At 61.8% G+C, this 18,303-nt stretch carries 15 protein-coding genes; 2 read left to right on the forward strand and 13 right to left on the reverse strand.

Annotated features, from left to right (window positions below; translation table 11 throughout):
* Together AC1DYF_RS33300 and AC1DYF_RS33305 are read right to left on the reverse strand one after the other, a co-directional pair.
* Window positions 1-3,321: a transglutaminase family protein gene (locus tag AC1DYF_RS33300; RefSeq protein WP_477882256.1), complete on the reverse strand. Its 3,321-nt coding sequence runs from the start codon at window positions 3,319-3,321 to the stop codon at window positions 1-3.
* Between the two features lie 80 nt (window positions 3,322-3,401).
* Window positions 3,402-4,097 carry a LuxR C-terminal-related transcriptional regulator gene (locus AC1DYF_RS33305; RefSeq protein WP_477882257.1) on the reverse strand — a complete coding sequence of 232 codons (696 nt, stop codon included), beginning with the start codon at window positions 4,095-4,097 and terminating at the stop codon, window positions 3,402-3,404.
* A 264-nt stretch (window positions 4,098-4,361) separates the two neighbouring features.
* On the opposite strand from AC1DYF_RS33305, the gene AC1DYF_RS33310 reads away from it, so the two are divergent.
* Window positions 4,362-5,087 carry a helix-turn-helix transcriptional regulator gene (locus tag AC1DYF_RS33310; RefSeq protein ID WP_477882259.1) on the forward strand — a complete coding sequence of 242 codons (726 nt, stop codon included), beginning with the start codon at window positions 4,362-4,364 and terminating at the stop codon, window positions 5,085-5,087.
* Between the two features lie 11 nt (window positions 5,088-5,098).
* Here the strand turns inward: AC1DYF_RS33310 and AC1DYF_RS33315 are convergent, their stop codons facing one another.
* From AC1DYF_RS33315 to AC1DYF_RS33340, 6 genes are all read right to left on the reverse strand, one after another.
* A complete protein-coding gene (locus AC1DYF_RS33315) occupies window positions 5,099-6,727 on the reverse strand; it encodes an amidohydrolase (protein WP_477882261.1) in 1,629 nt (542 codons plus the stop codon).
* A 70-nt stretch (window positions 6,728-6,797) separates the two neighbouring features.
* Window positions 6,798-7,637 carry an ABC transporter permease subunit gene (locus AC1DYF_RS33320; protein WP_477882263.1) on the reverse strand — a complete coding sequence of 280 codons (840 nt, stop codon included), beginning with the start codon at window positions 7,635-7,637 and terminating at the stop codon, window positions 6,798-6,800.
* A 2-nt stretch (window positions 7,638-7,639) separates the two neighbouring features.
* The gene (locus AC1DYF_RS33325; RefSeq protein ID WP_477882265.1) at window positions 7,640-8,554 is read right to left on the reverse strand and encodes an ABC transporter permease; all 915 of its coding nucleotides are present in this window, start codon (window positions 8,552-8,554) and stop codon (window positions 7,640-7,642) included.
* Between the two features lie 247 nt (window positions 8,555-8,801).
* Complete coding sequence (locus tag AC1DYF_RS33330) at window positions 8,802-9,929, reverse strand: ABC transporter ATP-binding protein (protein WP_477882267.1); 1,128 nt, start codon at window positions 9,927-9,929, stop codon at window positions 8,802-8,804.
* A 43-nt stretch (window positions 9,930-9,972) separates the two neighbouring features.
* Window positions 9,973-11,076 carry a polyamine ABC transporter substrate-binding protein gene (locus tag AC1DYF_RS33335; protein WP_477882269.1) on the reverse strand — a complete coding sequence of 368 codons (1,104 nt, stop codon included), beginning with the start codon at window positions 11,074-11,076 and terminating at the stop codon, window positions 9,973-9,975.
* A gap of 152 nt (window positions 11,077-11,228) precedes the next feature.
* On the reverse strand, window positions 11,229-12,374 hold the full coding sequence (locus AC1DYF_RS33340; RefSeq protein WP_477882271.1) for an aromatic ring-hydroxylating oxygenase subunit alpha: 1,146 nt from the start codon (window positions 12,372-12,374) through the stop codon (window positions 11,229-11,231).
* Between the two features lie 319 nt (window positions 12,375-12,693).
* On the opposite strand from AC1DYF_RS33340, the gene AC1DYF_RS33345 reads away from it, so the two are divergent.
* On the forward strand, window positions 12,694-13,347 hold the full coding sequence (locus tag AC1DYF_RS33345) for a TetR family transcriptional regulator C-terminal domain-containing protein (RefSeq protein WP_477882272.1): 654 nt from the start codon (window positions 12,694-12,696) through the stop codon (window positions 13,345-13,347).
* A 26-nt stretch (window positions 13,348-13,373) separates the two neighbouring features.
* Here AC1DYF_RS33345 and AC1DYF_RS33350 read toward each other — a convergent pair whose 3' ends face one another.
* The 5 genes from AC1DYF_RS33350 to AC1DYF_RS33370 all read right to left on the reverse strand — a co-directional run bounded on the left by AC1DYF_RS33350 (window position 13,374) and on the right by AC1DYF_RS33370 (window position 18,126).
* A complete protein-coding gene (locus AC1DYF_RS33350; RefSeq protein WP_477882274.1) occupies window positions 13,374-13,532 on the reverse strand; it encodes a hypothetical protein in 159 nt (52 codons plus the stop codon).
* 90 nt (window positions 13,533-13,622) lie between these two features.
* Window positions 13,623-14,567 (reverse strand): agmatinase, encoded by a 945-nt coding sequence (speB, locus tag AC1DYF_RS33355; protein WP_477882276.1) that lies wholly within the window; start codon window positions 14,565-14,567, stop codon window positions 13,623-13,625.
* A gap of 225 nt (window positions 14,568-14,792) precedes the next feature.
* Window positions 14,793-16,409, reverse strand: coding sequence for a 5-guanidino-2-oxopentanoate decarboxylase (locus AC1DYF_RS33360; protein WP_477882278.1), 1,617 nt, complete (start codon window positions 16,407-16,409; stop codon window positions 14,793-14,795).
* A 73-nt stretch (window positions 16,410-16,482) separates the two neighbouring features.
* Window positions 16,483-17,292, reverse strand: a complete 810-nt coding sequence (locus tag AC1DYF_RS33365) for an ABC transporter permease (RefSeq protein ID WP_477882280.1) — start codon at window positions 17,290-17,292, stop codon at window positions 16,483-16,485.
* Window positions 17,293-17,301: 9 nt separating this feature from the next.
* A complete protein-coding gene (locus AC1DYF_RS33370) occupies window positions 17,302-18,126 on the reverse strand; it encodes an ABC transporter permease (RefSeq protein ID WP_477882282.1) in 825 nt (274 codons plus the stop codon).
* Between the last annotated feature and the right edge of the window lie 177 nt (window positions 18,127-18,303).

Consider the following 18,303-nt stretch of genomic DNA (forward strand, 5'->3'; position numbering starts at 1 on the left):
TCACACCCCTGGCGGCCGCCTAAGATCGAGCGTCAGCGGGAATTCCGCATTAGGAGCCTCGGGCCGGAGCGGGTAGCGCCCGGCTGTATAGCCCCAAGGTTCGAAGCGCGAGAGCCGCCGCGCCTGCGCTTCATTGCCGTTGACTGGAAATGTTTCATAATTGCGTCCGCCCGGATGAGCAACATGATAGATGCAGCCACCAACAGCCTTTCCTGTCCATGTGTCGTAAATGTCGAAGGTGAGCGGCGTGTTGACCGGCAGCGTCGGATGGAAGCCGGAGGCCGGGTGCCAGGCCTTGAAGCGGACGCCCGCCACAGCCGGGCCGCCGGCTTTTGTCTTCTGCAGCGGTACGGGTCGGCCATTGCAGGTCACGGTGTAGCGTTCGGGATTGCCGGTATCGAGCTTGACCTGCAGCCGCTCGATCGAGGAATCGACGAAACGCGCCGTGCCGCCGATGGCGCCGGTTTCGCCCGTCACATGCCAAGGTTCAAGTGCCTGGCGAAGCTCGAGCTTCGTGCCGTCGAAATCGACCTCGCCGTAGAAGGGGAAGCGGAATTCGAGCTGCGCTTCGAACCATTCCGGCCGCAGTTCGAAACCGTGGCTCCTGAGGTCGTCGAGCACGTCGAGAAAATCCTGCCAGACATAGTGCGGCAGCATGAATCGATCATGCAGGGTCGTGCCCCAGCGGGTGAACCTGCCGTCAACGGGCGCTTTCCAGAAGCGGGCGATCAGCGCCCTGACAAGAAGCTGCTGGGCAAGGCTCATGCGCGCATCCGGCGGCATTTCGAAGCCGCGAAATTCGACCAGGCCAAGCCGGCCGGTCGGGCCATCGGGCGAGAACAGTTTGTCGATGCAGATTTCCGAACGGTGGGTGTTGCCGGTGGAATCGACAAGCAAGTTGCGGAACAGGCGGTCGACGAGCCAGGGCAGGGGCGCCATGCCCTTGCCGGGCGCCGGCACCTGCGACATGGCGATTTCGAGTTCATAGAGACCGTCGTGGCGGGCTTCGTCGATGCGCGGCGCCTGGCTGGTCGGGCCGATGAACAGGCCGGAGAACAGATAGGACAGCGACGGATGCCGCTGCCAGTAGAGCACGATGCTCTTCAGCAGATCCGGCCGGCGCAGGAACGGGCTGTCGTTGGGATTGATGCCGCCGACCACGACATGGTTGCCGCCGCCGGTGCCAGTATGGCGGCCGTCGATCATGAATTTTTCCGCGCCGAGGCGCGATTGGCGGGCCTCCTCATAGATCGCGGTGGTGATGTCGACGCATTCCTTCCAGCTCGTGGCCGGGTGGATGTTGACCTCGATGACGCCGGGATCGGGAGCGACGCGGATGACGTTCAGCCGCTCGTCATGCGGCGGCGCATAGCCTTCGATATGCACCGGCAGGCCGAGCGCCGCTGCGGCACGTTCGGCCGAGGCGATGAGATCGAGATAATCTTCCAGCGACACGGTCGGCGGCATGAAGATGCAAAGCCGGCCGTCGCGCGGCTCGATGGAGATCGCTGTCCTGACGCGTCCGCCGATCTCTTCATAGGATTGCGGCGTCTGGACCTGCCGGTCGATCGATGCCCGAAAGGAATGGGCATCGAGTATGCGCCCCTTGTCGGCGCTGAAATCCGGCAGCGGAGGCCGCTCGACCGTAGGGTCGGTCGGGTTGATATAGGGATACCAGGCGGGTGGTATATAGGGCAGGGAATTGAGCGGCAGGCGGAAGCCGACGGGAGAATCGCCGGGAACCAGGTAAATGCGACCACGACGGGTGTTCCACTTTTCGCTGACCCAGATCCGGCCGCTGGCACGCGCATTCCAGGCCTGCACCGGCAGAACATAACCGGTCGGATCGTTCAATCCTCGCGAAAAGACCTTGGCAATGCGCGTCCGTTCTTCAAGATCCTTCAGCTTGGAATTGGCGGGATCGACATTTTCCGGCAGGCTGGCTTCCTTGATGATCCATTCGGCCGGATCTTCGAAGGCAGGGGCTACGTTTTCCGCTGGGATGTCGAGCTCGACTGCGATTGCCGCCAGTAATCGCCCGGCATCTTCCTGTGTCACCTTGTAGTCTGCCTTCTCGACCGCGATCAGTGTCTGATCGCGCCAGACCGGCAGGCCGTCGCGCCGCCAGTAGAGCGAGAAGGTCCAGCGCGGCAGGCTTTCGCCTGGATACCATTTGCCCTGGCCGTAATGCAGGAAGCCACCGGGCGCGAAGCGGTCGCGGAGCCGGCGAATCAGCGTATCGGCCAGACCGCGCTTTTGCGGGCCGACGGCGGCAGTGTTCCATTCGTCGGACTGGAAATCGTCGATCGAGACGAAGGTCGGTTCGCCGCCCATGGTCAGGCGCACGTCCTCGGCCTTGAGATAGGCGTCGACCTCTTCGCCCAGTGCATCGAGCTGTTCCCAGCTGTCCTGCGGGAACGGTTTGGTGATGCGTGGATGTTCGGAGACACGCGTAACCTTCATGTCGAAGGCGAATTCGGTTTGTGCCTTGCCCGAGAAGCCGCCGGAGATCGGCGCGGCATTCTTGTAATGCGGCGTGGCAGCAAGCGGGATGTGGCTCTCGCCGGTCAGGAGGCCCGAGGTTGGGTCGAGACCGACCCAGCCGGCGCCGGGAAGATAGACCTCGCACCAGGCATGCAGGTCGGTGAAGTCGACCTCGGTGCCGGACGGGCCGTCGAGCGCCTTGAGGTCCGGGGCAAGCTGGATCAGGTAGCCTGAGACGAAGCGGGCGGCGAAGCCCAGATGACGGAGGATCTGCACCAGCAGCCAGCCGGAATCGCGGCAGGAGCCGAGCGCGGAGAGAAGCGTCTCTTCCGGCGTCTGCACGCCGGGCTCCAAGCGGATGACATAGCCGACCCGTTGCTGAAGCTTTGCGTTGAGATCGACGACGAGATCGACGGTCTTACGCGGCGTGCGATCGAAGGCATCGAGAAGAGCTTGCAGTTCCGGGCCCGCCGGCTCCGGCGTCCGATAGATCGATAGGTCTTCCTTCAGCTCTTCCGGATAGTTGAACGGCCAGATTTCCGCCGATTCCTCGACGAAGAAATCGAAGGGATTGTAGACCGTCATGTCGGCAATCAGATCGACCTCGATCTTGAATTCCGTCACCGGCTCGGGGAAGACGAAGCGGGCGAGATAATTGCCGTAGGGGTCCTGCTGCAGATTGACGAAGTGAGTGTCGGGCGTGACCTTGAGCGAGTGGCTGAGAACCTTGGTCTTGGAGTGTGCTGCCGGCTTGAGGCGGATGATCTGCGGGCTCAGTATGACCGGATTGTCGTATTTATAATGGGTCAGATGGTAGATGCTGGCTTTGATGGTCATGCGGTTTGCCCGTTCCCCTGTTATTGCTGCGAGTTTGTGCAATGCAAACGGGGAAAGCAAGCGGCATTTGACGTAAAGGGCTATACCAGGCCACGACGGTCGGCTTCGATGGCGGCTTCGGCACGGCTCGACACGTTGAGCTTGCGATAGATCGCCTTGATGTGGGTGGCGCAGGTGTTCTGCGAGAAGCCGAGGATGCCGGCGATTTCAGCGGCAGTCAGTCCCTTGCCGAGCAATCTCAACACCTCGAGTTCGCGATTGGTGAGGTTTCCGGCGGATGCTGGGCCGATATCGGGCCGGGCAGTTGGATTCGATGCCCGGAAATAGGCGAGGATGCGGTGGGCGATCCGCGGCGAGATCGGCGGCTCGTTGCGGTCGATGCGCTTGAGCTGCTCGATCAGATGTGCCGTCTTGGGGCTCTTCAGGATATAGCCCATTGCGCCGGCGGACAGCGCGTCGAAGAGATTGGCGTCGTCATCGGCGCTGGTGAGCATGATCGGCATGGTGCCGGGCAGGTATATGGACATCCGCCGGACCAGGTCGATGCCGTTGCCGTCGGGCAGCGCAATATCGGTGAGGGCGACATCGAAATCGCGCCTGACGTCGTTGCGGCCGAAAAGCAGCCGCTGCGCTTCGGCAAAGGTCCCCACCGCGGTGACATTCGCGCCGGCGAGAGCGCTCTTCAGGCTCTCGGCGATCCAGGCGCGCGTCTCCCGGTTGTTCTCGACGACGAGGAGGCGGCAATGGCTGAGCGCGGGTACAAGCAAATTCGTCATAAAGTTGCACTTCGCGGAGGAGGCAGCGAGATTGGCAACAGGAAGCGGCTGCCGTGGCGCCTCCCGAGCGTTGGCACATGTTAGCTTTGCATGTTCAAATGTGTAAACTCTCGAAACCGCTAGGTTTGGCCAACATTCATCGTGTTTCCGGCGTGTTTCGCATACGTCGATCTCCTTACATTGAAAGCATTTTTCCCTTGGTGTAAAAAAGAGGCAGGGGCGGCGCGACAATCCCGGCGCATGCAACAGGGGGCGCTCACGGTGATGATAAAACAGATAATGCGCCTCGCCGGCGGGGCGCTTGAGGCGGATACGGCCGAGGAAGCGAGCGCCCGGTTTTTCGAGGCGGCGCGGCGCGTCGGCGCGACCTATTTGCAGACCCGGCTCTACCGCCGGCCGATGGCGCGGCTGACGTCGCAGGCCCATTGGGCCGCCGGCGGTTTTATCAAGCGCATCTCGCCTGCGACATGGCCCGGTAGTGCTGCGTTCAACTATATCTGTTTCGACTGCAATCCGTTGCTTAGCGCCATTCGCGAGAATCGGACGCGTTATCGCTTCTCGGACTTTGCCCCGCATGATGATCGTGTTTTCAGGGACTATTGGGATGCGATGGGCGAGGCCGGTATCGCCGACGCGCTTTGCGCCACCTCCTACGGCTCCAAGGGTGTGATCACGTCGCTGCATCTCGGATTTGGCGACCGCGACATTGATGCGCAAACCGCGCGGGTGGCGCAGATGGCGGGGTTGCTGCTCACCGAGCGGCTGATGGAGTTTGCCGGCGGGTTGGAGGACGATTTGCCGGAGCTTTCTCCCCGGGAACGCGACTGCCTCGCCTATGTGGCGGATGGCAAGCGGGACAGCGATATCGCCGACTTGCTCGGGATCAGCGACACGACCGTGCGCTTCCATGTCGACAATGCCCGCAGGAAGCTCGGCGCAATCAACCGGCCGCAGGCCGTCGCTCGTTTGGCGAACAGGGGTGCGCTTTAACCTCCGGGGCGTCAGAAGCCAGGATCGCGATGTACCTCACGTCCCGCAAGCAGGGTGAGCAATACCTGCGTGGCGCCGATGTTGTAGGCGTCGCAGGTCAGGATATCGCGGTCGAGCACGATCAGGTCGGCATATTTGCCGACCGAGAGGGAGCCGGTATCGGCGATGCGCCAGGCGGCTGCAGCAGCGAAGGTGGTGTAGCCCTTCAACGCTTCCTCGCGCGTCATGCGCTGTTCCGGCAGGAAGATCGGATGCGTGCTGGGCCGGGCCGGTGGCTGGCGGGTGATCGCCGTTTCCATGATCTCGAAGGGATTGAGCGTCGACACACCCCAATCCGACGACAGCGCGTAGCCGGCGCCGGCATCGATGAGCGAGCGGAAGGCATACATCCATTTGCCGCGTGCCGTGCCGACCATCGGCAAAGCGACATCGGTGACAGAGGGCTCGTGCCGCGCCCAGAGCGCCTGGATGTTGGCCATGGCGCCGAGTTTGTGGAAACGCTTGATGTCATCGGGGTCGATGCACTGGACATGGGCGAGTTGATGCAGGCTCGGCCAGGGGCCATTGGCATTGCGGGCGGCTTCGAGGCCGTCGAGGGCAGCGCGAACCGCCATGTCGCCGATCACATGAACATGGATCTGGAAACGGGCGGCGTCGAAGGCGGTGAAAAGCTCCAAGATCTGCGGATGCGAGAACATCAGCGGCGCATTGCCGCCGATGGCGTCGGAATAGTCGGAGATCATGGCGCCGGTGCGGTTTTCCAGAACGCCGTCGAGGAAGAACTTTGCCGAATGGATGTGAAACATCTCGGAACGATGTTTTGCACGCAGGGCTGATACCCGGGCGAGTGCCGCATTGGTCGCCTCGAAGGGTTCGACCTTGGCGGTGGCGCGGACACGCACGGTCAATTCACCACGCGCTTCCATGCCGGCATAGACGCGGGCATGGCGTTCGCCGACCGAGGCGTCGAGCACTCCGGTAATGCCGTGGCGATTGGCGAGCGCCTGGGCGAACCGGATGCCATCGGCATAGTCTTCGTCGGAAAGCTCAGGCATGCGCTCGCGTGCCCAGTCGAGCGCATCTTCGTGCAGCATGCCGGTCGGGACGCCCTTGTCGTCGCGGACGAAATGGCCGTTGAACGGGTCCTCGATGCCCTTGACGAGGCCAAGCAACTCGCAGGCTTTCGAGTTGAGGCAGGCATTGTGGCCGTCGGAGGCGAGAATGAAGGACGGGCGATCCGGCACGGCGCGGTCGAGCACCTCGCGGGTCAGGTTGGTGTCGGTGAAGATGCCGGTATACCAGCCGACGCCATTGACCCAGTCGCCGGCATGCGTATCGCCGAATGCTTTCAACGCCGCGACCATCTCGTCGACAGTGCGCGGGGCTTCGAGATTGGCGTTGTGGGCGAAGGCCTGGCCGCTATCCTGCAGGTGGATGTGCGTATCCTGGAAACCGGGCAGAACCATGCGGCCGCCGGCGTCGATGATCTCGGTGCTGGAGGTGGCAAGGCGCTTGATCTCCGCATCCGTCCCCAACGCCATCACACGACCATCGCGGACCGCCAGCGCTTCGACGCGCGGCGCCAGTGGATCCATGGTGACGATATTGCCGTTGAGGACGATCAGGTCTGCTGCGGGCATGATGGTTTCCGGTTCAGAGCAGGGCTATAGGGGAACCATGTGGCGGATGGCGGCATCATCGTGCATGTCGTCACTCGTTCGCCGCCGTTGCCAGATGGATATCCCGTTCCCGTCGCCGGTCGGCGCGCGCCATGATCACGCCGGCAATGGCCACGCAAATGCCGACGAAGATGATGATGATGGTTGCCAGCGCATTGATATCAGGCGTGACACCGAGGCGCACCTTGCTCCAGATCAGGATCGGCAGTGTCGTCGAGCCGGGACCGGTGGTGAACGAGGTGATGACGACATCGTCGAGCGAGATGGTGAAGGCAAGCAGCCAGCCGGACATGATCGCCGGGAAAATGATCGGTAGCGTCACGTCCTTCAGCACCTGCCAGGGCCGCGAACCCAGATCCATCGCCGCTTCCTCAATCGAAATATCGACGCTTGTCAGACGCGACTGGATGATGGTCGCCACATAGGTCATCGAGAAGGTGATGTGGGCGACGGTGACGGTGGTGAAACCGCGCTTGCCCGGCCAGCCGATCCATTGGCCCATGAGGATGAACAGCATCAGCATGGAAATGCCGGTGATGACTTCCGGCATGATCAGCGGCGCGGTGACGAAGCCGGAGAACAGGGTCTTGCCGCGAAAGCGTCCGAAGCGGGCAAGCGTGATGCCGGCCATGGTGCCGAGGATCGTCGCTACTGTCGCGCTGGTCAGCGCGATTTCCAGCGACAGGATCGCGGCATTCATGATCTGCTGATTGGCGAACAGCTTTCCATACCATTCGGTCGAGAAGCCGCCCCAGACGGTGGCGAGCCGCGACTTGTTGAACGAAAAGAAGATCATCGAGAAGATCGGGATGTAGAAGAAGGCGAAGCCGAAGGCCAGGCAGCTCATCAGGAAGGTGTGGCGCTGTTTCATGATCAGTTGTTGTCCTTCGCCTGCGCCTTGGCCTCGAAATGCGTGTAGAGCATCATCGGGATCACCAGCAGGATCAGCAGCGCCACGGCGACGGCAGCGGCCATCGGCCAGTCGCGCGCCGAGGAGAATTCGTCGGAGATGACGCGGCCGATCATCGGGTCGTAGGCATTGCCGACCAGACTTGGGATGACGAGTTCGCCGGAGGCGGGGATGAAGACGAGCAGGCCGCCGGCGATGATGCCGGGCACCGAGAGCGGCAGGGTGATGTCGATGAACACCTGGTAGCGTTTCGAGCCGAGGTCCATCGCCGCCTCGTTGAGCGTCATGTCGAGCTTTTCGAGATTGGCGTAGAGCGGCAGGATCATGAAGGGCAGGTAGGAATAGACCATGACCAGCACGACGGCGAAATTGGTGTTCATCATCGGAATGCTGGTCAGCGCCCAGTCGGCCGGCACGATGAAATTCCAGATGGTGGTCAGGCCGTGATTGAACCAGCTGTTGGACCCCATCAGGCCCATCCAGGCATAGACGCGCAGAAGGAACGAGGTCCAGAACGGCAGGATCACCAGGATCAGCAGGAAATTGCGCCAGGTGCGGCTGACGCGGGTGAGGCCCAGCGCCATCGGATAGCCGATCAGCAGGCAGAAGAAGGTGGCGACGGCGGCGTTGAACACCGAGATCAGGTAGGCGCGGATATAGAGCGTGTCGGTGAACAGGCGCTCGTAGCCTTCCCAGAAGATATAAGGCCAGCCGGGCTTGTACATCAGTGGCGGCGAGGCCGGCGCGGTCTTGGCGAGGCTGATGCCGACAACGATGACGAAGGGCAGGAAGCAGAACAGCGTCAGCCAGATATAGGGTGTGCCGATGATGACCTGGCGCCAGCCGCGGCCGTTGAACCATTGGGAGAGGCGGGTCATGGGTGGGCACCTGCTTCGATCGGCTGTCGGCGTGTGCGGCTACCCCCCTCTGGCCTGCCGGCCATCTCCCCCTCAAGGGGGGAGATTGGCAAGTGGCGTGCACTCTGCCCAAAGTCAGTGTCGAGTGCTGCGCGCTGTGACGGAAGAGGGAGGCTAAGCTGTGCCCCATCCAATCTCCCCCCTTGAGGGGGAGATGCCCGGCAGGGCAGAGGGGGGTGAACCCGGAATGCAGATATTTCCATCCTCCTCACTCCTGCAACAGAATCACGGAAGACGGCTCGAACGACAGCCACACTTTGTCTTCCCATTGCGCGACGCGTTCGCTTTCGGCGGCGCGGCGGGAGTTGACGTTGTTGACGGCGACCACGGTGCCGGTGTCGAGCTTGATGCGGTAAAGCGAATCCTTGCCGAAATAGCCGAGGTCCTCGACCGTTCCCGGGATGGCGTTCATGCCGGCGGGCGGCGGCTCGCGGGTGATGTGGATCTTTTCCGGCCGCACCGCGACCTTGACCGTCTGGCCGGCGCTCATGCCTTCGGGAAGCGGTGCGGTGACGGTGGCGCCGAGCAGGGGCACCTCGACACTCGCCACGCCATTGGCCGTCCTCACCTGGCCCTCATACATATTGATCGAGCCGATGAAGCCGGCAACGAAGCTGGAACTGGGGTATTCGTAAACCTCGGTAGCGGTGCCGATCTGGCGCACGATACCGCGATCCATGACGGCAATGCGGGTGGCGAGCGTCATCGCCTCTTCCTGGTCATGGGTGACAACGACGAAGGTGATGCCGGTCTTGTACTGGATATTGGCGATCTCGAACTGGGTATGCTCGCGCAATTTCTTGTCGAGCGCGCCGAGCGGCTCGTCGAGCAGCAGCAGTTTCGGATGCTTGGCGAGCGAGCGGGCGAGTGCCACGCGCTGGCGTTGGCCGCCGGAAAGCTGGTGGGGCTTGCGGTGGCCGAGGTCGGAGAGCTGCACCAGGCTCAGCATTTCCTTGACCCGGTCCTTGCGTTGGGCGTCGGTCAAGTTGTCGTGTTTCAGGCCATAAGCGACGTTCTTCTCCACAGTCATGTGCGGGAACAGGGCGTAGGACTGGAACATCATGTTGATCGGCCGCTCGTAGGGCGGCACATTGGTCATGTCCTTGCCGTCGATATAGATCTTGCCGGCGGTCGGGGTCTCGAAGCCGGCAAGCATGCGGAGCAGCGTGGTCTTGCCGCAGCCGGAGCCGCCGAGCAGGGCGAAGAGTTCGCCCTTGCCGATATCGATGGAGACATTCTTCACCGCAGGCAGGCCGGCGAAGGTTTTGGTTACATTCTCGATCCTGACAAAGTCAGGCTGCGTGGTCTTGACGGCCTGCTGTTGGGCTTGGTTCATCATATCTCTCTGGTTGGCGGAAATCGGAGTGCCGGGCGATCGCTCAGCCGGATTTCACGTCGGTCCAGACGCGGGTATAGGCGCGTTCCTGTTCTTCGGTCGGCGCCGTCGGCGTGTAGAGACGGCCCATCACTTCCTTGTCTGGATAGACGGCCGGGTTGGACGCGATCTTCTTGTCGATGAAGGGCAGAGCCTTGAGATTGGCATTGGCATAGTTGGTGAGGTTGGTGCACTTGGCGATCACCTCAGGGTCCATCAGGTAGTTGATGAACTTGTGGGCATTGTCGAGATTGGCGGAATCCGACGGGACGGCCCAGAGATCGACCCAGGCAGGCGCCCCGGTCTTCGGCACATAATAGGCGAGGTTGATCTTGACCCCAGCGTCCGCGGCGCGCTTTTGGGCTGTGGCATAGTCACCGGACCAGTCGTTGATGACGCAGAGTTCCTTGTTGGGAATAGCGTTGAGATAGTTCGAATTGTCGAAGGTCTTGATATATTTGCGGATCGGTTTGAACGCCTCGGCGGCAGCCTTGTAGTCGGCTTCGGTTGCGGTGTTCGGGTCCTTGCCGATATATTTCAGCGTCATGAACAGAATGTCGGTGGGGCTGTCGAGCACCGAGATACCGCAATCGGCGAGCTTCGACGCATTTTCCGGCTTGAACAGGACGTCGAGCGACTGCAGGTCGACATTCGGCAGGCGCTGCTTGACCATATCGACATTGAAGGTCATGCCGACCGAGCCCCACATATAGGGCGCGCCGTAGTCGTTGGCGGGGTCCCAGCCCGAAGCAATCTTTAGGATTGCCGGATCGAGATTGGCCCAGTTGGGCAGCTTGGACTTGTCGAGCTTGTGGTAGACCTTGGCCTTGAGCATGTTGGGAATGCCGAGGCCTGACTGGAGGACGACGTCATAGCCGGTCGAGCCGGCCAACATCTTGGCCTGCATTTCCTCGGCTGAGGCATAATTGTCGTAGGTCACGGCAATGCCCGTGGCCTTCTGGAAGTCGTCCAGCGTCGTCTCGCCGATATAATCCGCCCAGTTGTAGACGTTGAGCGTGCCTTCGGCGCGGGCGCGCTTGACGAAGGGTGCCGCGAGCACCGTGCCGCCGATGAGGGTAAGGGCTGTGCGCCTGGTGATTGCCGTCATGATGTCTGTTCCCTGTTATGGTTTTGTCATGATTGATAGAAGTCAATTCTAACCGGAGATGCAAGATGGCGTCCGGCGCCATGCTCGGCTTAGTCTTTTGTTTTGACGCAGGTTCCTGTCGGAAAACCGTGGGACACTTTTCCGGAACCTGCTTACGCCATTTCCCCCCTGATCCATTGCTGGAAGCGATAGACGTCGAATTCCTGCGGCATGAGCCGGCCGTGATCGAATTTTGCGCTTCTGAGACCCCGCTGGTTCATCTCGCAAGCGGCGCCGTCCTGCTCCATGACGAGCGTGGCGAAATCGACCACGTTGGAAAGATTGAATTCGGGATCGCCGAGCGTTTCCGGCAGGAATAGCCATTCGGCCCTGAGTTCTGTGGTCTCGGGTCCGAGCGGCCGCAACGAGACGGCGCGGACATAGTCGACATGGGCGACGATGAACATGGTCGGCAGCATGGTGACGAAGAGCTGGCCCATGTCGCGTTCGGCCTCGGTCAGGCCGAGGAATTCCGGGCCGCAAGTCCCACCATCCATCGACCATGTGCGGGCGCCTTGCTTGAGCGCGTGGCCGTGGTCATCCGTCTCGGGCGTCCAATCGGGCGCCTCGTTGGGTGCCATGTAGCCCTTTGAATAGATCGGTACCATGTCGGAGAGTTCGGGATGGATGCCCGGGCAGTGCAGGCATTCATTGTAATTTTCCCAGAAGACTTTCCAGTTGCAGGCGAGTTCGCGGAGCATGGTGTGACCGGTCACGAGATCTGTCATCGGCCAGTTGTCGAGCGCATGCTCGCCCATATCCGGCACGGCGGCAAAGTCCGGTGGCTCGTCGGCGAGACAGACATATATGAAGCCGTTCCAGACTTTCACATGTGCGGAGAACAGGCCAAAATCTTCCTTGCGGAAATCCGGTGTCATCGAAATGAACGGCGTGCGGATGAGGCGGCCGTCGAGTGCGTAGCTCCACTGGTGATAGGGGCAGGCGATCAGTTTGGAGGCGAGCTGTTTTTCCTCGACCGAGCAGAGTTCCGAGCCGCGATGGCGGCAGGTATTGTGGAAGCAGGAGAGATTGCCGTCGCGGTCCTTGATCAGGATCAGGTTCTGGCCGGCGACGCTGATCCGGCGCATGGTCATTTCCGACAGGCCGTTATCGCGGCCGACATAGACCCAATGCTTCGACCAGATCATCAGTTGTTCGCGGACAAACCAGTCGGGATCGAAATAGGCCTTGGCGGGCAGGGTCTCGGGACAATGATCCAGAAGCGGCGAGGCGGGATGCGGCATGTGCATCTGGTTCATCGGATCGGCTCCCGCTCGTTACCGCATGCCCCGGCGACACGACATCATCCGCACCATCCGCCGGCCGGCAATGCGGCGACGAAAGCGCGTCAGAAGGTCGGCATAGCCCGGCTGCGGCATCGTTCTCGTTCCCTGCCCATCTGGTTCGCAGGCTTCTCCTAAGCGAGATTAGCAGCGTCCGACAGGTTCTGAAATTTAGTTTTTTGCATTTTGACTGAACTGTCAATCAATAAAATTCGAAGCCGACGAAAAATAATTTCTTCCGTTTGCGGGGCGATCATGCGACTTATGATAAGAATTTTTCAACAACCATAAGTCGATGGCAGACACAGAAAAAACCGAGGAAACCCTTCCGCGCAAGGCAAGCCGAGAGGCTCGGCGGCAGCAATTTATCGAAGCGACCATCGCAACGCTGGCCCGTAACGGTTTTGCACGCACGACGTTGACAGAAGTGGCTGCAACTGCAGGGTTGTCGCATGGCCTCGTCATCTTTCATTTCCAGACGAAGGAAAAGCTGCTGATCGAGACGCTGATCTTCCTTGCCAAGGAGTATCGCGACAACTGGACGCAGGCGCTCGCCGCCGCTCCGGATCGGCCGGCGGCGAAGCTCGATGCGCTGGTCAGAGCCGATTTCGTCGAGCACATCTGCAATACCGGGCGGCTGGGCGCCTGGTCGGCGCTCTGGGGCGAGGCGTTGAGCAGGCCGCTTTATGTCGAACATGGCGCGACCTACGATCTCGAATATGCCCAGACGGTCGATCGGGTCTGCGCCGAGATCATCGCCGAAGGCGGCTATCCGCACGACGCGGCGGCGGTTGGACGGGTGGTGCGCGTGTCGCTGGAAGGCCTGTGGTTCGACCTGATGACTTCGCCGCAGCCCTATCCGGTGAAGGAGGCGCTGGCGAGCATGTTCCAGCTCGCCACGGCCTTCTTCCCGAAGCATTTCGACCTCAACGGCGTGATTGCTCAATAATCTTCGTAGCTGCCTCGCGGCGCATCTCAGTGATGGTGGCCGCCTTTGCCGCCATGATAGCCGCCGGGGTGAAGTTTCATTGCATTATCGGGGCGGCTGTATTTTTGCGGAGGGGGAGTCTGACACGCAGAAAGCAGCATGGTCACGACAACTAGAACAATTGTGAGGGCGGGAGAAAAACGCATCGGGTCACCTCCTGTGGCTGCGAATATAAATAGATTTGCAGTCAGTTGGCAACGTGCGAACACGTTGCCCGGAATGATGGTACGATAGCGTCAGCGTCTCACGCCCGGCAGGACGCAGAGCATTTCGTAGAGCAGGTTGGCACCAATGAGCGCCGTATTGCCCGAGGGATCGAAGGGCGGGGAAACTTCGACCAGGTCGCCGCCGACGAGATTGAGGCCGGCGCAGCCACGGATGATTTCCAATGCCTGCCAGGTGGTGAGCCCACCGACTTCGACTGTGCCGGTGCCGGGGGCGAAGGCCGGGTCGAGGCTGTCGATGTCATAGGTGAGATAGACCTTTGTGTCGCCGATCTTGGCGCGGATATCGTCCATCAGCGGCTTTAGCGACTTGTACCAGCAGTCCTCGGCCTGGATCACCGTCCAGCCCTTGCTGCGGCCCCAGTTGAAATCCTCCGGCGAATAGCCGGAGCCGCGCAGGCCGATCTGGAACACCTTGTCGTTGACCAGCAGGCCGTCGTCATAGGCGCGGCGGAAGGGCGTGCCGTGGGCGATCTTTTCGCCGAACATTTCGTCATTGATGTCGGCGTGCGCGTCGACATGGATCAACGCCACCGGGCCGTGCTTTTTGGCAATGGCGCGCAGGATCGGATAGGTCATGGTGTGATCGCCGCCGAGCGACAGCGGGATGACGTCGTGTTTGAGGATGTCGTTATAGGCCGCGGTGATGATGTCGACCGATTTCTTCAGGTCGAACGTGTCAATGGCGACATCGCCGATATCGGAGACCTGGATGCTGTCGAAGGGGGCGGCGCCGGTGGCCATATTGTAGGGCCGGATCATGCAGGATTCCTGACGGATCTGGCGCGGTCCGAGACGGGTGCCGGGGCGATTCGATGTGCCGACATCGAGCGGGATGCCGACGAAGCAAGCGTCGAGACCCTCGGCGGTCGGCTGTGATGGCAGACGCATCATCGTGCCAGGGCCAGCGAAGCGGGGCATGTCGTTGCCGCCGAGCGGCTGGTTGAAGGTGGTCATGGTTGCTGTTCCTCTTCAAAACGGACGTCGAATTTGAGGTTACCCCCCTCTGTCCTGCCGGACATCTCCCCCTCAAGGGGGGAGATTGGCTAGAGGCGCGCTCACCGCCCAAAATAAATGCGAGGCACAGGGCATGCGAGGCGGGAGAGGTGCGGGACGGTGCCCACCCAATCTCCCCCCTTGAGGGGGAGATGCCCGGCAGGGCAGAGGGGGGTAGCCGCATACTCATCCCTTAGCCTTTGCTTCTGCTTCCCTGCGCACCTCTTCGCCGAACACAATCATCGTCGGCTCCGTGCCGCGGCTGGCAGCCTCGACCATGCCGAGCAGATCATCGACGCTACGGGCCGTCGCCGTCTCCCAGCCATAGGCCTCGCCAAGCGTGATGAAATCCGGCGTGTAGAGATCGACACCGAGCGGCGGGATGTTTTTCGAGATCATGTAGGACTTGATCTCGCCATAGCCGAAATTGTTGAGCAGCAGCAGGACCACCGGCAGTTTTGCCTCCTTGGCAGAGGCCAGTTCGGCGATGGAGAATTGCACGCCGCCATCGCCGGCAAGCACGATGACGGGCCGGTCGGGTGCCGCTGCCTTGGCGCCGATCGCGGCAGGAAGACCGTAACCCAATGTGCCATAGCCGGTGGCGGAGTTGAAATAGGTGCCGGGTGCCGCAGCCGTGTAGCCAAGATTGCCGGCATAGACGAGCTGGGTAGAGTCGCCGACGAAGATCACGCCAGGCAGGCGGTCGCGGATGGTTTCGAGCAGGTAGAGGTCGCCGCGCATCGGAGCGGTCAGGTCGCCGCGCGGATCCTTGCGGGCGGCTGCAGCGCGGGCGGCGCCGTCGTGCTTTGCCGTTGTGACGGCTTCGGCGAGTTGGGTGGCAGCGGTGGCGGAATCGCCGACAATGCCGATCTCGGGCGCGATGGTGCGCATCACCTGGGTCGGGTCGATATCGACGCGGATCAGTTTGCCGGGGATGGTGAAGAAGCCGTCCTCGTACATGTCATAATCGGTCGGTCCGAATTCGGTGCCGATCGCCAGCACGACGTCGGCGGCTTCGATCAGCTGTCGGGTTGCGGAGAAGCTGGCGGAGATCGAGACGCCGAGCGGATGACCTGCCGGCAGGATGCCGCGGCCATTGGTGGTCATCGCGACCGGCGCATCGAGCTTTTCGGCCAAGGCGCGGATTTCGGCCGCGGCATGCCTGGCGCCGCCGCCAACGAGGATCACCGGCGCGTTTGCCGCATTCAGCAGTTTGGCAGCTTCTGTGATCTGGGCGCTCGCAGCATCCGGCCGCTGCAGCCGCACCATCTTTTCCGGCACCGGCAGGTGATCGGCTTCGGCGAGCATGACGTTGATCGGCAATTCGATATGCACGGGACGGGGGCGGGCGCTGTCGAAGACGGCAAAGGCGCGGGCGAGAGCCGGGGCCAGTTCCTCCGGCCGGTTGACTGTGTAGCTGAAGGCGGTGATGGTGTTGAGCAATGCCTGCTGGTTCGGCAGTTCGTGCAGCCAGCCTTCGCCGGAGCCCATGCGGCCATGGCTGTTGACGGTCGAGATCACCAGCATCGGGATCGAATCGCCATAGGCCTGCGCCATGGCGGTGGCGATATTGGTCATGCCCGGGCCGGTGATGATGAAGCAGACGCCCGGTCTGCCGGAGACGCGGGCATAGCCGTCGGCCATGAAGCCGGCGCCCTGTTCGTGGCGCGGCGTGATGTGGCGGATCGACGAGCCGGCAAGGCCGCGATAGAGTTCCACCGTATGCACACCCGGAATGCCGAACACGGTGTCGACGCCATAGGCTTCCAGAAGTTTCGTCAGATACATGCCCGTGCTGATCACAGCCCTCTCCCGTCCCGGATTTTCTAATTCTTCAATTGTATAATAAGCCTGGGCCGCAAGCGCCAGCGATTTTTCACTTCTTCGAGGCCAGCGCCGTGACGGCGGTCTTGGTGAGGATGACGGCGATGACGATGATGATCAGGATGACCGAGATCGAGGCGATGGCTGGATCGATATTGTCGCGCAGGCCCATCCACATCATGCGCGGCAGCGTGACGGCATTGACCGAGGTGATGAACAGCGTGACGCCGATTTCCTCCCAGGAGAGAACGAAGGCGAGGAAGAAGGCGGTCAGCAGGCCGAAGCGGATGTTCGGCAGGATGACGCGGAAGATGCGTTGGGAAATGCTGGCGCCGAAGCCGCGGGCGGCGAGATCGATGCGGCGGTCGACCTGCGACAAAGCCACGGTGATCAGGACGACGGCGAAAGGTGCGCTCATCACAGAATGGGCGATGGCGACGCCGAGCGGTGTGTCATAGCCGACCCAGTCATTGACCTTGGAAAGCGAGGTCATGAAGAAATAGATGGTGATCGCCGAAACCACCGGCGGCGCCACCATCGGCATCAGCACAAAGCCGAACAGCAAGCCGGCAAACCATGGCCGGAACATCCAGACGCCGAGGGCGAAGGCGAGCGCCAGAGCTGTTGAAATGACGGCGCTCATGATGCCGATCCGGATGGAGAGCCAGGCAGCCTGCAGCCAGGCGGGGTTGGTGATCAGCGTTTCGTAATGCTTCCACGACCAGTTGCCGTTGGGCATGGAGAGGAAGCGCGTCGGCGTGAAGGATACCGGGATCACGGCGAACAGCGGCAGCAGCATGAAGAGTGCCACGATCGCGGCGAGGACGACGGCAAGGGTGCTGGGTCTATACATGGTCGACATGATCGCACCTCACTTCAACATGCTGGCGGGGCGGGCATAGCGCATCAGGAGCGCCAGCAGTCCACCGACAATGAGCATCATCAGCACGCTGATGGCTGCGCCCAGGCCCCAATCCGGGCTCTGGAAGATGCGCAGGTAGATCAGCTCCGCTGCCATCACCGAGCGGCCGCCGCCGAGGATGGCGGGGGTGATGAAGAAGCCGAGCGAAACGACGAAGACCATGATCGCGGCGCCCAATATGCCGGGTCCGGTCATCGGCAGAAAGACCTGCCAGAAGGTGCGGGTGCGTGTCGAGCCCATGCCGCGGGCGGCGAGCAGGACGCGCTCGTCGAGGCTGCGCATGGACGACGCGATCGGGAAGACGGCGAAGGGGATCAGATAATGCACCATGCCGAGGATGACGCCGAATTCATTGCGCACCAGGGTCAGCGGTTCGGAGATGACGCCGAGCTGGGTCAGCCAAGTGTTGATCAGGCCGCGATTTGATAAGAGCGCCACCCAGCCGAAGGCGCGGGTCAGCACCGAGATCCAGAAGGGGATGAGAATGCAGAGTTCCGCGATCAGCCGCTGCGTTGGCGTGCCGCGCACCCAGATGAGCGCGATCATATAGGCAGCGATGACGGCAAAGACTGTCACGAAGAGGCAGATGCGGAAGGTGCGGACGAAGACAGAGAGCACCAGCGGGTCGGTAACGGCGTTGGCGTAGTTCTGCAGGCCGGGCTGGGGGAGGGTGAAACTCCAGTTGATCACGCCGAGGAAGGGCACGACATAGGCAGCTGCGAGGAAGAGCAGGATCGGCCCGATCAGCAGCGTAGGTTTGAGGTGGTCGCGCATAGTCTCAGCCTTTGATGCTGTATGGAGCCGTTTTTTCTCGCAGCGATCCGGGGCACCCCCCTCTGGCCTGCCGGCCATCTCCCCCTCAAGGGGGGAGATTGGCAAGAGGCGCGACCTCCGCCCCAGATCAGCGTCGAGCGCCGAGCACTCAACGTGTGAGAGGCGGCTGGAGAATGC

The organism is Rhizobium sp. P2_G9 (assembly GCF_056403475.1).

What these genes read in the sequence shown, in the direction of transcription:
- AC1DYF_RS33300 (WP_477882256.1), bottom strand. Translation starts at nt 3,321, where the DNA reads ATGACCATCAAAGCCAGCATCTACCATCTGACCCATTATAAATACGAC.
- AC1DYF_RS33305 (WP_477882257.1), bottom strand. Translation starts at nt 4,097, where the DNA reads ATGACGAATTTGCTTGTACCCGCGCTCAGCCATTGCCGCCTCCTCGTC.
- AC1DYF_RS33310 (WP_477882259.1), top strand. Translation starts at nt 4,362, where the DNA reads ATGATAAAACAGATAATGCGCCTCGCCGGCGGGGCGCTTGAGGCGGAT.
- AC1DYF_RS33315 (WP_477882261.1), bottom strand. Translation starts at nt 6,727, where the DNA reads ATGCCCGCAGCAGACCTGATCGTCCTCAACGGCAATATCGTCACCATG.
- AC1DYF_RS33320 (WP_477882263.1), bottom strand. Translation starts at nt 7,637, where the DNA reads ATGAAACAGCGCCACACCTTCCTGATGAGCTGCCTGGCCTTCGGCTTC.
- AC1DYF_RS33325 (WP_477882265.1), bottom strand. Translation starts at nt 8,554, where the DNA reads ATGACCCGCCTCTCCCAATGGTTCAACGGCCGCGGCTGGCGCCAGGTC.
- AC1DYF_RS33330 (WP_477882267.1), bottom strand. Translation starts at nt 9,929, where the DNA reads ATGAACCAAGCCCAACAGCAGGCCGTCAAGACCACGCAGCCTGACTTT.
- AC1DYF_RS33335 (WP_477882269.1), bottom strand. Translation starts at nt 11,076, where the DNA reads ATGACGGCAATCACCAGGCGCACAGCCCTTACCCTCATCGGCGGCACG.
- AC1DYF_RS33340 (WP_477882271.1), bottom strand. Translation starts at nt 12,374, where the DNA reads ATGAACCAGATGCACATGCCGCATCCCGCCTCGCCGCTTCTGGATCAT.
- AC1DYF_RS33345 (WP_477882272.1), top strand. Translation starts at nt 12,694, where the DNA reads ATGGCAGACACAGAAAAAACCGAGGAAACCCTTCCGCGCAAGGCAAGC.
- AC1DYF_RS33350 (WP_477882274.1), bottom strand. Translation starts at nt 13,532, where the DNA reads ATGCGTTTTTCTCCCGCCCTCACAATTGTTCTAGTTGTCGTGACCATG.
- speB (WP_477882276.1), bottom strand. Translation starts at nt 14,567, where the DNA reads ATGACCACCTTCAACCAGCCGCTCGGCGGCAACGACATGCCCCGCTTC.
- AC1DYF_RS33365 (WP_477882280.1), bottom strand. Translation starts at nt 17,292, where the DNA reads ATGTCGACCATGTATAGACCCAGCACCCTTGCCGTCGTCCTCGCCGCG.
- AC1DYF_RS33370 (WP_477882282.1), bottom strand. Translation starts at nt 18,126, where the DNA reads ATGCGCGACCACCTCAAACCTACGCTGCTGATCGGGCCGATCCTGCTC.